13 protein-coding genes are annotated in these 13,166 nt (G+C 59.0%); 7 read left to right on the forward strand and 6 right to left on the reverse strand.

The annotated features are described in order from the left end of the window. The first annotated feature begins 66 nt into the window (after positions 1-66). The 3 genes from ligA (at position 67) to C1J05_RS21990 (ending at position 4,515) form a co-directional block, all read left to right on the forward strand. On the forward strand, positions 67-2,187 hold the full coding sequence (gene ligA, locus C1J05_RS09530; protein WP_114870049.1) for an NAD-dependent DNA ligase LigA: 2,121 nt from the start codon (positions 67-69) through the stop codon (positions 2,185-2,187). Beyond that, a complete protein-coding gene (gene recG / locus C1J05_RS09535; RefSeq protein WP_114870050.1) occupies positions 2,184-4,274 on the forward strand; it encodes an ATP-dependent DNA helicase RecG in 2,091 nt (696 codons plus the stop codon). The genes ligA and recG overlap by 4 nt, the downstream gene beginning before the upstream one ends. Positions 4,275-4,392: 118 nt before the next feature. Then, complete coding sequence (locus tag C1J05_RS21990) at positions 4,393-4,515, forward strand: hypothetical protein (RefSeq protein ID WP_302622792.1); 123 nt, start codon at positions 4,393-4,395, stop codon at positions 4,513-4,515. A gap of 186 nt (positions 4,516-4,701) precedes the next feature. On the opposite strand, the gene C1J05_RS09540 is transcribed toward C1J05_RS21990, so the two are convergent. Beyond that, positions 4,702-5,154: an iron-sulfur cluster assembly scaffold protein gene (locus C1J05_RS09540; protein ID WP_114870051.1), complete on the reverse strand. Its 453-nt coding sequence runs from the start codon at positions 5,152-5,154 to the stop codon at positions 4,702-4,704. Between the two features lie 68 nt (positions 5,155-5,222). On the opposite strand from C1J05_RS09540, the gene hisI reads away from it, so the two are divergent. After that, on the forward strand, positions 5,223-5,594 hold the full coding sequence (gene hisI, locus C1J05_RS09545; protein ID WP_114870052.1) for a phosphoribosyl-AMP cyclohydrolase: 372 nt from the start codon (positions 5,223-5,225) through the stop codon (positions 5,592-5,594). A gap of 30 nt (positions 5,595-5,624) precedes the next feature. Here the strand turns inward: hisI and gluQRS are convergent, their stop codons facing one another. The 4 genes from gluQRS to C1J05_RS09565 form a co-directional block, all read right to left on the reverse strand. Then, positions 5,625-6,467, reverse strand: a complete 843-nt coding sequence (gene gluQRS, locus C1J05_RS09550) for a tRNA glutamyl-Q(34) synthetase GluQRS (protein ID WP_114870053.1) — start codon at positions 6,465-6,467, stop codon at positions 5,625-5,627. Then, positions 6,464-7,078: a class I SAM-dependent DNA methyltransferase gene (locus C1J05_RS09555; protein WP_114870054.1), complete on the reverse strand. Its 615-nt coding sequence runs from the start codon at positions 7,076-7,078 to the stop codon at positions 6,464-6,466. The genes gluQRS and C1J05_RS09555 overlap by 4 nt, the downstream gene beginning before the upstream one ends. 22 nt (positions 7,079-7,100) lie before the next feature. Further along, positions 7,101-8,456 (reverse strand): methylenetetrahydrofolate--tRNA-(uracil(54)-C(5))-methyltransferase (FADH(2)-oxidizing) TrmFO, encoded by a 1,356-nt coding sequence (trmFO, locus tag C1J05_RS09560; RefSeq protein WP_114870055.1) that lies wholly within the window; start codon positions 8,454-8,456, stop codon positions 7,101-7,103. A 312-nt stretch (positions 8,457-8,768) separates the two neighbouring features. Beyond that, positions 8,769-9,554: an enoyl-CoA hydratase gene (locus C1J05_RS09565; RefSeq protein ID WP_114870056.1), complete on the reverse strand. Its 786-nt coding sequence runs from the start codon at positions 9,552-9,554 to the stop codon at positions 8,769-8,771. Positions 9,555-9,611: 57 nt separating this feature from the next. Between C1J05_RS09565 and C1J05_RS09570 the strand changes: the two genes are divergently transcribed. From C1J05_RS09570 to rpsI, 3 genes are all read left to right on the forward strand, one after another. Then, positions 9,612-10,034: a PaaI family thioesterase gene (locus C1J05_RS09570; RefSeq protein WP_114870057.1), complete on the forward strand. Its 423-nt coding sequence runs from the start codon at positions 9,612-9,614 to the stop codon at positions 10,032-10,034. A 161-nt stretch (positions 10,035-10,195) separates the two neighbouring features. After that, positions 10,196-10,654, forward strand: coding sequence for a 50S ribosomal protein L13 (rplM, locus tag C1J05_RS09575; RefSeq protein WP_114870058.1), 459 nt, complete (start codon positions 10,196-10,198; stop codon positions 10,652-10,654). Between the two features lie 5 nt (positions 10,655-10,659). After that, positions 10,660-11,148: a 30S ribosomal protein S9 gene (gene rpsI, locus C1J05_RS09580; protein WP_114870059.1), complete on the forward strand. Its 489-nt coding sequence runs from the start codon at positions 10,660-10,662 to the stop codon at positions 11,146-11,148. 83 nt (positions 11,149-11,231) lie between these two features. On the opposite strand, the gene C1J05_RS09585 is transcribed toward rpsI, so the two are convergent. Further along, on the reverse strand, positions 11,232-13,130 hold the full coding sequence (locus tag C1J05_RS09585) for an acyltransferase family protein (protein WP_114870060.1): 1,899 nt from the start codon (positions 13,128-13,130) through the stop codon (positions 11,232-11,234). Positions 13,131-13,166 lie beyond the last annotated feature (36 nt).

The following is a 13,166-nucleotide window of genomic DNA, read 5'->3' on the forward strand; positions in this document are numbered from 1 at the left end:
ACAGATACTGGACCCCGACCGCTGTGCCGCCTATCACTGGGCAGGGCCAGCAACCGGAGGCGGGCGGTGACGCAAGACGCAGATATTTCAGACCTGACAGAGGCCGAGGTCCGCGCAGAACTGGCGCGCCTGTCCACCCTGCTGGCTGCGGCCAATCAGGCCTATCACGGCGCGGACGACCCCGAAATATCCGACGCGGAATATGACGCGCTCAAACAGCGCAACGCCGCGCTTGAGGCTGCGTTTCCTGATCTGAAAAGACCAGACAGCCCGTCCGACCATATTGGCGCTGCGCCATCAGAAGGCTTTGCCAAGGTCGCGCATACGGTACGCATGCTGTCATTGGCCAATGCGTTCGAAGACGATGACATCGTCGATTTCGATGCCCGCGTCCGCAAATATCTGGGCCTTGGGGAAACCGCACCGCTGCCGATGACGGCAGAACCCAAGATCGATGGTCTGTCCCTGTCCCTGCGCTATGAACAGGGAAAACTGGTTCAGGCCGCCACGCGCGGCGATGGCGCGGTGGGCGAAAACGTCACCGAAAACGCCCGCACCATTTCTGACATTCCCGAAACGCTGGAAAATGCCCCGGACATCCTCGAGGTGCGCGGCGAAGTTTACATGTCCCACGCCGATTTCAGCGCGCTGAATACGCGGCAGGCACAAACCGGCGGCAAACAGTTTGCAAATCCGCGCAACGCCGCCGCCGGATCGCTGCGCCAGCTGGATGCGCGCATCACCCGTGCCCGTCCGCTGCAGTTTTTTGCCTATGCCTGGGGGCAGGTGTCTGATCCGTTGGGGCAAACCCAGATGCAGGCGCTGGAAAAGCTGGCCAGCCTTGGCTTTGCCACCAATCCCCTGACCCAGTTGTGCGACGGGCCGGACGCGATGATGGACCATTACCGCACCATCGAACGCCAGCGCGCGACGCTGGGTTATGATATCGATGGAGTGGTTTACAAGGTCAACGATCTGGCATTGCAGGCGCGCCTTGGCTTTCGCTCCACCACGCCACGCTGGGCCATTGCGCATAAATTTCCGGCCGAACTGGCCTGGACACGTCTGGAGGCGATCGACATTCAGGTCGGACGCACCGGCGCGCTTAGCCCGGTCGCGCGGCTGGCCCCGGTGACAGTGGGCGGGGTCGTTGTGTCAAACGCGACCCTGCATAACGAAGATTACATCGCCGGACGGGATGCAAAGGGCGCGCCGATCCGTGACGGCAAGGATATCCGCATCGGCGACTGGGTGCAGGTCTACCGCGCGGGCGATGTCATTCCCAAGATCGCCGATGTCGATCTGGAAAAGCGCCCCGAAACTGCGCAGCCTTACACCTTTCCCACCACATGCCCCGAATGCGACAGCGCCGCGATCCGAGAGGAAGGCGACGCCGTGCGCCGGTGCACCGGCGGTCTGATCTGCCCGGCACAGGCTGTTGAAAAGCTCAAACATTTTGTATCGCGCGGCGCTTTTGACATCGAAGGCTTGGGCGCCAAACAGGTAGAACAGTTTTACCGCGATGGCTGGATCAGCGAACCGGCGGATATTTTCACGCTGAAAAACCGGTTTGGCAGCGGCATGCAGCAGTTGAAGAACCGCGAAGGCTGGGGCGAAAAATCGGCAGAGAACCTGTTCGACGCGATCGACGAAAAACGAAAGATTCCGCTGGGCCGGTTGCTGTTTGCGCTGGGTATCCGGCACATGGGCGAAGCGGCATCAAATACACTGGCGCGCCATTACGGATCATGGGATGCGCTGGTTACGGCACTGGACAGCGCGCGTGACTGCCAAGGCCCGGCCTGGGACGATCTGATCGCGATCGACGGTATCGGCACGGTCATGGCGACATCGCTGGTCACCGCCTTTGCCCAAGACCGCGAACGCCAATCCATCGACCGACTGGTGCAGCACCTTGATATCACGGACGCCGCCAGACCGGACACAGATGGCAGCCCTGTGGCCGGTAAAACCGTGGTGTTCACCGGCACGCTGGAAAAAATGACCCGCGCCGAGGCCAAGGCCCGCGCCGAAGCGATGGGGGCCAAAGTATCCGGATCAGTCAGCGTCAAGACCGATCTGGTGGTCGCAGGGCCCGGCGCCGGATCAAAAGCGCAAAAGGCTGCTGATCTGGGCATCGAAACCATTGACGAAGACGGGTGGATTGCCCTGATCAACGGCGCATGAGCGGGCGGCCGGAAATCCTGTTTCCGCTGTTTTCCGGTTTGGAAACACTGGAAGGCATTGGCCCGAAAACCGCCCAGAACTTGGAACATATGGGCGTGACACGGCCCCGTGATCTGTTGTTCACCTTGCCCTATGCCGTGATTGACCGGCGCCGCCGCGATACGATCAAGGGCGTCGATCTGCCCAAAACCCTGACGGTTGCCGTTACCATCGGTCCGCATCGCAAACCGGCGAACCGGTCGGGCGCCTACCGCATACAGGTGGAAGATGCGCAAACATCATTTCAACTGGTCTATTTCCACGCGCGCGGGGATTACCTGCAAAAGCTGTTGCCCACCGGCGCGCGCCGTCTGGTGTCGGGCAAGGTCGAGCTGTTTGATGGCATCGCGCAGATGGTGCACCCCGATCACATCGTGGACGAGGCCGACGCGGACGAGATCCCGGCGCAGGAACCGGTTTATCCGTTGACCTCCGGTGTGACGCAAAAAACCCTGTTCAAGGCCACCCGCGCCACGCTGGCCCGCGCCCCCGATCTGGCCGAATGGATCGATCCGGCGTTGAAAGCGCGCGAAAACTGGCCCGACTGGCAGGCCGCCATCACCAAGGCACACAGCCCCGAACGCATGGACGAGCATAGCCCGTCCGATCCCGCGCGGGCGCGATTGGCCTATGACGAATTCTTTGCGCATCAGGTCACGCTGGCGCTGGCGCGCGCGCGCGAACGCAAGACAAAGGGGCGCGTCAGTGTGGGCACCGGCACGCTGCAATCTTCTGTGCTGGCGGCATTGCCCTATGAACCGACGGGCGCACAAACCCGCGCGGTGCGCGACATTGCCGAAGACATGGCAACCCCGCTGCGGATGAACCGGTTGCTGCAGGGCGATGTCGGGTCGGGCAAAACGCTGGTGGCATTTCTGGCGCTGCTGATCGCGGTCGAATCCGGCGGGCAGGGCGTTATGATGGCCCCCACGGAAATTCTGGCGCGCCAGCATCTGGACGGGTTGCGCCCGCTGGCCGAAAGCGCCGGCGTCGTGCTGGAAATTCTGACCGCACGCGACAAAGGAAAGGAACGCGGCGCCAAACTGGCCGCACTGAAACAGGGCAAGATCCAGATATTGGTCGGAACCCATGCGGTGTTCCAGAAGGATGTCGAATTTGATGATCTGCGGTTGGCCATTGTGGATGAACAACACAGGTTCGGGGTAAGGCAACGCCTGGAACTGGGGCGCAAGGGCCTGCTGGCCGATGTGCTTGTGATGACAGCCACACCGATCCCGCGCAGCCTGTCGCTGGCGCAATATGGCGATATGGACGTGTCCGTGCTGGATGAAAAACCGCCCGGGCGCCAGCCGATAAAAACCGCGCTGGTCAGCACCGAACGCATGGACGAAGTGATTGCCCGTTTGCAGGCCGCGATTGCCGAAGGACGCCAGTGTTATTGGGTCTGTCCCTTGGTCGACGAAAGCGAATCTGTTGATCTCACAGCGGCCGAAGACCGCTTCAAGCGCCTGCGCGCTATTCTGGGGGATGCGCATGTCGGGCTGGTGCACGGGCAAATGCCTAGTGCCGACAAAGATGCCGCAATGGCGCGATTTCAGGTGGGCCAGACCAGGGTTCTGGTGGCGACAACCGTGATCGAAGTGGGGGTGAACGTGCCCAATGCCACAATCATGGTCATTGAACGGGCCGAAACCTTTGGGCTGGCGCAGTTGCACCAGTTGCGCGGACGGGTCGGACGGGGCGATGCCGCATCGACCTGTCTGCTGTTGTATCAGGCCCCGATGACGGACAGCGGACGCAGGCGGCTTGAGGTGTTGCGCGAAACCGAAGACGGGTTCCGGATCGCAGAAACCGATCTGCAAATGCGCGGCGCGGGGGATCTGATCGGAACCGCGCAAAGCGGCATGCCAAAGTTCCGGATCGCCGATCTGGAAACTCAAACCGCGCTGATGGCGGTGGCGCAAACAGACGCGCGCGCGCTGCTGGTTGCGGATCCGGCCCTTGGATCGGATCGCGGACGCGCCACCCGCACGCTGCTGTGGTTGATGGAACAGGATCAGGCTATTCGTTTGATATCAGTCGGTTAGGCGATTAATCCCCCATGAAATATCATTAAGTTCACAAATGTTCTATAAAAGTTCTTTACAAATCGTGAATTAGATGAGAACACTTAGGGAACAAAAGCAGATATGAAGGGCTGATATCATGTTCATCCAGATTAAAACCGTACTTCTCCGCTCTCAGGACACGCTGGTTCAGGATGCAGTGGGTGTTGCGGCTTTGGCTGTGATGCTGGTTGTCGGCCTACATATGCCTGTATTTGCCTGATTTTTTCTGCCTCGTGCGTTTCGCGCCGGCCTTCCTGCATCCTGTCCCAACTTAGATGCTGATTGACTGACACTGCCTGTCCCAAGTCCTGATCTGGAAACGTCCGGGTCCCACGCGAAACCCACAAACCTGTCGCCGCCGTTCAAAGAACGCGCGGCGGTTTTTTTTGGTTCCTTGTGATGTCAATCAGGCGCAGTGGGCCTGTTCTGCCTTGCTCACTGCCTCGACGCTTGCTTCAAGCGCCAAAAGGATGGAGGCGTGGCGGTTCTTGTAATCCCGTGCAGGTTCCAGAACCGCAAGCCCGTCAAACGGAGCATCTGGCACCGGGCCACCGGATTTCAGCATCGCGCTCAGCTGATCCCGTGCCGTTTCAATCTGGGCGCGGGTACAGCCGACAATCGCACCACCCACCACAGACGCCGCCGCCTGACCCAGCGCGCACGCCTTTACATCCTGTCCGAAATCAGCCACGCGCCCGTCCTGCACCCGCACATCGACCGTAACGGTTGATCCGCACAGGGGCGCGCGCCGCTTAACGGTCGCGTCAGGGGCGTCCAGACGATCCAGATGCGGAATATCTGCCGCAAGCGCCAGAATGCGCCCGGAATACAGCTTGATCAGATCGGTATTGCCGCTCATGTCTTTCCCTTTTTGGTCCTATTGCATACATAATCTTCACAGGCGCAGATGCAAAAGGTTTTCCCATCATGACATTCGACCCCGCCACGCTGAGCTATAATGCTGCCGGTCTGATACCCGCGATTGCGCAAGAGGAAACCACCGGCGAGGTGCTGATGATGGCATGGATGAACGCAGAGGCCGTGCAGCGCACACTGGACACCGGCCGCGTCACTTACTGGTCACGCTCGCGCAGCGCTTTCTGGATCAAGGGCGAAACCAGCGGGCATGTTCAGGATCTGGTAGACATGCGCGTGGATTGCGACCGCGATTGCCTGCTGCTGATCATACGCCAGACCGGTGCCGCCTGTCACACCAACAGGCGCAGTTGTTTTTACACATCTGTCGGCACAGAAGGTGAAACCGAACTGATGGCACCCATGGGGCAGGGGCCGGATTAAGTATTTTTGAAAAGATGAAGGGCAGGGCAGTCACAGCCCGACCCGGGCGCGAATATCCTGCGGGCGAATGCCTTCGGCGCGGTATTTCGAAATGGCGCGCGCATCGTCCCGTTTGGCCAGGCGCTTTCCGTCTGTATCGCGGATCAGACGGTGATGGTGATAGACAGGTGTGGGCAAGCCCAGCAAGGCTTGAAGCAAGACCTGCACAAACGTGGTCTCAAAAAGGTCCTCGCCCCGGATCACGTGGGTGATGCCCTGATCTGCATCATCCACAACCGCCGAAAACACATAAGATACGGTTCCGATATCCTTGCGCCCGATCACGATATCGCCGGTCTGCGCCGTCAGGTGAACAGTGTTCACATTATGCAGACCAGCATGTTTTGCACCGGTTTCCCGAAAGACAAGGGGCGCGCCCTTGATCACCTCGAGCGCGCGGGCCACATCAAGGCGCAGCGCGTCGCTTGCCCTGCGCGAGGACATGGGGCGGGCCCGACAAGTGCCGGGGTAGGCCACCGGTGCGGGATCGCCCTCTTGCGGAGCAGACAGCGCGGCGCGGATATCGGCGCGCGAACAAGAGCACGGATAAAGTAATCCGCGTGACTCCAGCACCTCCAGCGCTGCATCATAGCGGGGCAGATTGTCAGACTGGCGCAACACCGGCATTTCCCAGTCAAGGCCAAGCCAGGCCAGATCGTCGTAAATCAGCGCCTCCCATTCGGGGCGGGCGCGCGCTGTATCTGTATCTTCGATCCGCAACAGAAACCGCCCCTGATGGACCTGCGCCATGTCATAGGCCAGACACGCGGAATAGGCATGCCCCAGATGCAGCGGCCCGGTTGGACTGGGCGCAAATCTTGTGGTGAAACTCACGCTTTTTCAATCACGTATACGTTTGCGTTCATGTTGATCCCGGGCAAATGCGGGCCGTTTTCCCTGAACAGAAGATGCGCGGCGCCGCAATCGATCCATTCGCACAGCTTGGCTTCGTATATCCGATCGGCAAGGGCGTGATCGTTCAGGGACAGCACGAAAAAGCCGCCCGGGTCCAGGGCGTGCATGAGATCATCAATCGACGAGGCAGGGGCCGCGCTTGCGCCAATGACCCCGATGGCTGCAATGGCATTGTATTGTCCAGGGGCAGCGGGCAGATCATCATCGGCGTCTATGGCGGTCAGCGTGCGGTAGATGTTTTTTTCCCGCGCCCTGTCCAGCATGTCCGGGGACACATCGACGCCATCAATCGTTTCGAACCCGGCCAGTTTCAGCGCAAGCCCTGACAGGCCGGTTCCGCACCCGAAATCCAGAACAGGGGCCGCCTTGTCGGTGACGTATTGCGCCAGTGCCGCAGCGCAACGCCCCGGCGTGGCATAGCCGTTTTCGCTGATTTCAGCCTCGTAAGTTGCGGCCCAGTCATCATATAGACGGCGCACACCGTCTGCTTCGCGGGTGCTGTAGGCCTTGCTTAAGAAACCGTCTGTCATGTTCTGATGCTAGGGCAAAAGACTAGGCGGCGTCCAGTACGGCACTTTGCAGCCAAGCCTGAAAATCGCCTTTTGCGCGATCTGTATAGGCCTGATACCGGTCCTTGCGGCCGCGCCGCCCTGATTTGAGGCCGTCCACAGGAGGGAAAAGGCCGAAATTCACATTCATCGGCTGAAAGGTCTTTGCCTCTGCGCCGCCCGTGATGTGGGTGATCAGCGCCCCGATGGCCGTTGTGGGCGGCGGCGGTGCCAGCGGTTTGCCCAGAATGTCGCCCGCAGCCAGACGCCCGGCCAAAAGGCCCATGGCAGCGCTTTCCACATAGCCTTCGACACCGGTGATCTGGCCGGCAAAGCGGATATGGGGCTGGCTGCGCAGCCGCATCTGCTGATCCAGCAGGGTCGGCGAATTCAGAAACGTATTGCGATGGATGCCACCCAAACGGGCAAAGCTGGCCTGTTCCAGACCGGGGATCATGCGCAACACCTCGGTCTGGGCGCCGTATTTCATTTTTGTCTGAAATCCGACGATGTTATAAAGCGTTCCCAATGCATTATCGCGGCGCAGCTGCACCACGGCATAGGGTTTGACATCCGGGGCATGCGGATTGGTCAGACCCACCGGTTTCATCGGGCCAAAGCGCAACGTTTCGCGCCCGCGTTCGGCCATCACCTCGATCGGCAGGCAGCCGTCAAAATATCCGGCGGTTTCGCCCTCGTGAAATTCGGTTTTGTCTGCGGCCAGCAGCGCATCGATAAATGCCTCGTACTGATCCTTGTCCATCGGACAATTCAGGTAGGCGGTGCGCTCTTCTTCGGTGTCGCCCTTGTCATAACGCGATTGCATCCAGGCGCGCGTCATATCGATCGAATCGTGATACAGGATCGGCGCGATGGCATCAAAAAACGCCAACGCCTCGGCCCCGGTTTCGGCCTGAATGGCCTGCCCCAGGGCGCCCGACGTAAGCGGGCCGGTGGCAATGATCCAATATCCGTCCTTTGGCAATTCGGTGATTTCGCCATAGGCGACCGAAATGTTGGGATGCGCCAGCAAGGCCGCTGTCACCGATGCGGCAAACGGATCGCGATCAACCGCCAATGCGCCGCCCGCGGGCAGTTTGTGTTTGTCGGCCATTGCCATGATGATCCCGTTGGCCGCGCGCATTTCCCAGTGCAGCAACCCCACAGCATTCTGTGTATCATCATCCGAGCGGAACGAGTTGGAACAGACCATTTCCGCAAGATGGCCTGTCTTGTGGGCAAAGGTTTCCACCTTGGGGCGCATTTCGTGGATAAGCACGGGCACGCCCGACTGGGCCGCCTGCCATGCGGCTTCGGCCCCGGCCATGCCGCCGCCAACGATATGAAGTGTTTCGGTCATGCAGTGGGATGTAGGGCAGGGCATGGCCAAGCGCAACGGCCCTGTGGGGTCTGCGGGTTGGTTTTGCGGGGATGTTTTGGGGTCGCCGCTGCGGGAATGTCATGATCAGTTAGAGAGACTGATCTGGAGGGACCTTCCGCCGGCGGCGACCCAAAAGCGTATCAGACGCTATGTCTTGGAATCACTCTTGCCCCATTTGTGCCGCTTTCGAAAGGGAAAAAGTGGAAACCGATTGGTTCTTATTGCACAACAGTCGTTAAATCATTGCTAATGAACGGAAAGTTAACGGGGGCAGGACAAAAACAAGGAAATTCACTGTTTCCAATTCGGCGGTCGCTTCCCCAGAAATGCCTCAATTCCTTCTTCGGTGTCCTTGTCCATCATGTTTTCAACCATGACTCCCCCGGTATAGGCATAGGCCTGCGCCAGCGGCATTTCCATTTGCCGGTAATAGGCCGCTTTGCCGATTTTCACGGCTGTGGCCAGTTTCGCGGCAATCGTTTCCGCCAGTGCCTGCGTTTGCGCCGCCAGCTCTGTTTCCGGCACCACGCGGTTGACCAACCCCAGCGCCATCGCGCGATCGGCATCTATGAACTCGCCGGTGGTCAGCATTTCGAACGCGTGTTTCGTTGGGATATTGCGCGACAGCGCCACCATCGGAGTCGAGCAGAACAGCCCGATATTCACTCCGTTCACGCCAAATCGCGTGCCCTCGGCGGCCACGGCCAGATCGCAGGACGCCACCAACTGGCACCCGGCCGCCGTGGCGATGCCGTGCACCTGCGCAATCACCGGCTGGGGAACAGCCCGCACCGACATCATCATCGCGGCACACCGGTCGAAAAGATCCTTGAAATAGGCCTTACCGCCATCTTCGGCCTGCCGCCCGTTGGTCATCTGCTTCAGATCATGGCCCGCGCAAAACGCCTTGCCCGCGCCCGACAGGATCACCGCGCGCACCGATGTGTCATCGCGCAGATCATCCAATGTGTGCTGCAAGGCAGCCAGCATTTCGTCCGACAGGGCGTTCAGCCTGTCGGGTGCGTTCATTTTCAGATGCGCAATCGCATTTGTGTCGTGACGTTCCAGAATTGCCATCTTGCCCTCCTACCGGTTCGCCGCCAACGTTAGCCGCAACGCAACAGGAGGGAAAGCATGCCCGTCGTCATGACAAAAGAAGATATGGAACAGTTTTTGAACGACGTGTTTCCGCAGGTGGCCGGTGATTTCGGAGTTGATCACATCGGCGAAAACCAGATCACCATGCGCCTGTTTGCCAATGAAAAACATCTGCGTCCCGGCGGAACGGTTTCTGGGCCTGCCATGTTCGGCCTTGCGGATGTCTGCGTTTACATGGCGATCATGGCGATGATCGGCCCCAAGGCGCTGGCCGTAACCACAAATGCATCGATCGATTTCATGCGCAAACCCGTTGCGGGTGTTGATCTGGTGGCACAGTGTCGTCTGCTGAAACTGGGGCGCGTTCTGGCCGTAGGCGAAGTGTTGTTGTTTTCCGAAGGCATGACAGACCCTGTGGCGCGCGCGTCAATGACATATTCGATCCCGCCAAAAGACTGAAAAGTGGGGTATCATGTTACCTTATTTGTAAGCACCTGTTTTCGCTCAATTAATGCCTTGCATACACGCTTGACGGGGCCAATTGTGGGTATATAACGCCCCAATCGAATTCGGACCGCCTGTTTGGGGCGGTCTTTTCCATCAAACAGGACGAACCTGACATGAAAACCTTTTCTGCAACACCGGCAGATATTGACAAGAAATGGATCCTGATCGACGCCGAGGGCGTGGTTCTGGGCCGTTTGGCGTCGATCGTTGCCATGCGCCTTCGGGGCAAACACAAGCCATCGTTCACGCCGCACATGGACATGGGCGACAACGTGATCATCATCAACGCCGAAAAGGTGCAGTTGACCGGCAAGAAACGTGAAAAGCCGAATTACTGGCACACGGGCCACCCCGGCGGGATCAAATCGCGCACAACAGGCGAAATCCTGGAAGGCAAATACCCCGAGCGCGTCGTGACGCAAGCTGTCAAACGCATGCTGCCCGGCAACCGCCTGTCGCGTACGCAGATGACCAATCTGCGCGTCTACGCCGGCACAGAGCACCCCCACGAGGCGCAAAGTCCCGAAGTTCTGGATGTCAAATCCATGAACAACAAAAACACCCGGAGCTGATAGACATGGCTGATGAGATCAACACACTCGAAGACCTGAACGAAGTTGCAGGTCTGAACCCGGCACCGGTCGATCTGGCCGAGCCGCGCGAACCTGTCCGTGACGAACTGGGCCGCTCCTACGCCACCGGCAAACGCAAAGATGCGATCGCCCGGGTCTGGATCAAACCCGGTTCCGGCAAGGTCACCGTCAATGGCAAAGAGATCAAAACATATTTTGCACGCCCCGTGCTGCAAATGATCCTGCGCCAGCCGTTCACCATTTCCGGCACCGAAGACCAGTTCGACGTTACCGCCACCGTCAAGGGCGGCGGTCTGTCCGGTCAGGCCGGTGCGGTCAAGCACGGTATTTCCAAAGCATTGCAGCTTTATGATCCGTCGCTGCGCGGCGCATTGAAAGCCGCCGGCTTCCTGACACGCGACAGCCGCGTTGTGGAACGCAAGAAATACGGCAAGGCGAAAGCCCGCAAGAGCTTCCAGTTCTCCAAGCGTTAAGCGGGCAGGACACCAGACAATCAAAAGGGGCGGTCAGTTGGCCGCCCTTTTTTCATCGCAGCCCGGATTTTGGATGGCGGAGGCTAGGGAACAGGCAACCAATTCCGTTCCGCCATGATCTGGCCGAAATACTTCGATCCGGCCAGTGTCCAGTGCCCGTAATCATAAGATACGGCCTTGCCGTCGGGCGTGATGCCGCTGCATTCCTGAACGGTATCGTCACACACCAGCGCGTAGCGATCCAGATAGGTCATGTTGTGCGCTTGCGCGATCTGTTGCAGCTCGGGGGCCATGTTCAGGGCCAGTTCGCTGCGTTCGGAATAGAATTTCTTGTTGGTGCGCTGACGGGGAAACGCCATCTTGCCATCAAACCGGATGTCGCGGGCAATTTCATGGATCATCACCGGCGCCTCGGTGTCATATTCGACGTTCTGTCCGGCCAGGTACATCTTTATGCCGCGGTCTTGCAGCATTGCAGGCACGTTTGCCATGATGTTCAGGCGTCCGGGCCGGTGCCAGCGGGCCGCAAACACGACATGGGTTGTTTTGGCCAGCAATGTCGCGCTGATACTCAGAAACTCTTCAAGACATGCTTCCAGTTCAGCTTTGTCGTTTGCGTGTTCGTAGCAGCCGAAATTCATCGAGATCTGCCGGATGTTCACATTCGGAAACAGATCCGGATTCTGATAGATCGCGTTGAACAACCCTTTTGAATGGCTGTCCCCCACCAGCAATACATTGGCTTTTCCGGTGTCTTCCCCGAAATCCGCCAGGTCAAACCGCGCGGGTACCTCGCCGGTCAGAACATCCCAGGTGCGAAACCGTTCGTATCGCGCATCGATCATTGGCTGGCTAAGATTGCGGATGATTTCGCGATCGGGAAACCCGTCTTTTTCATGCCCGTAATACCCGACAAGGACAAACGCCAGAATGCCGGCCAGCGACGCGCCGAAAATACCACGCCGTGATGGCAACAGCCGCGCCGGCGCACCGCGAAAGGGTTGTTCGACATAGCGCCAGCTGACCGCGGCCAGTACCAGTGACAAAACTGCCAGAAGCGCCATAAGCCACGGATCGGGAAACACCACGGATTTGATGCGCGCGAACGCGAAAAGCGGCTGGTGCCACAGATAGGCGGAAAAGCTGATCAAACCGATGCCCACAAAGGCACGCATCGATAAAATCCGCGCGGTCATGCTGTCGGGTGTGGCGAACAGGATAATCAACGCTGTTCCCGCGACAGGTGGAATGGCAAAGACGGGGTAGGGCGTGTCATGGCTGAATGCAAAGATTGCGAAAACGATCAGCCCAAGGCCGATCGCCGCCCATAGCGCATTTCCCTTGGGGGGATGATACAGCATCACATAGGCGCACAGTGATCCGACCAGCAGTTCCCAGATGCGCGTATGGGTCAGGAAAAACCGACCCTCGGGTTCCAGATTGCCAAACGTGGCATAGGCTATACTGGCGATTGCGCAGACCAGAATGAACCACAGCGCAACACGGCGCCCCCACCGCATTGCCACCGCCAGAAGCGGGGGAAACAGCAGATAATACTGTTCTTCGACGGCAAGCGACCAGGTGTGCAAAAGCGGCTTTTCTTCGGCCACAGCCGCGAAATAATCGCTTTCGCTGTAAAACAGGAAATTGCTGCTGAACAACGATGTGACGGTCAGGCTTTCGAAAAAATCCTTGAGCTGGGTTTGCAGCATCCACGCCCAAGCAAACGGAATGCAAGCCGCCATGACAAGAAACAAGGCCGGCAGAATGCGCCGCGCGCGACGTTCATAGAACCGGACCAGCGAATAAGTGCCCGCTTCCATGTCGCTCAACAGGATGGTCGTGATCAGATAGCCAGAGATCACAAAGAAAACATCAACACCGACAAACCCGCCGGAAAACAGGGAAAACCCGCCGTGAAACAGGATAACCGGAACAACCGCAACAGCGCGCAGGCCGTCTATGTCGCGCCGGTACTTCACGGGCGGGTCGCTGTCAGTCTGATATCAACGCGCACA

Source organism: Sulfitobacter sp. JL08 (genome assembly GCF_003352045.1).
Classification (GTDB): domain Bacteria; phylum Pseudomonadota; class Alphaproteobacteria; order Rhodobacterales; family Rhodobacteraceae; genus JL08.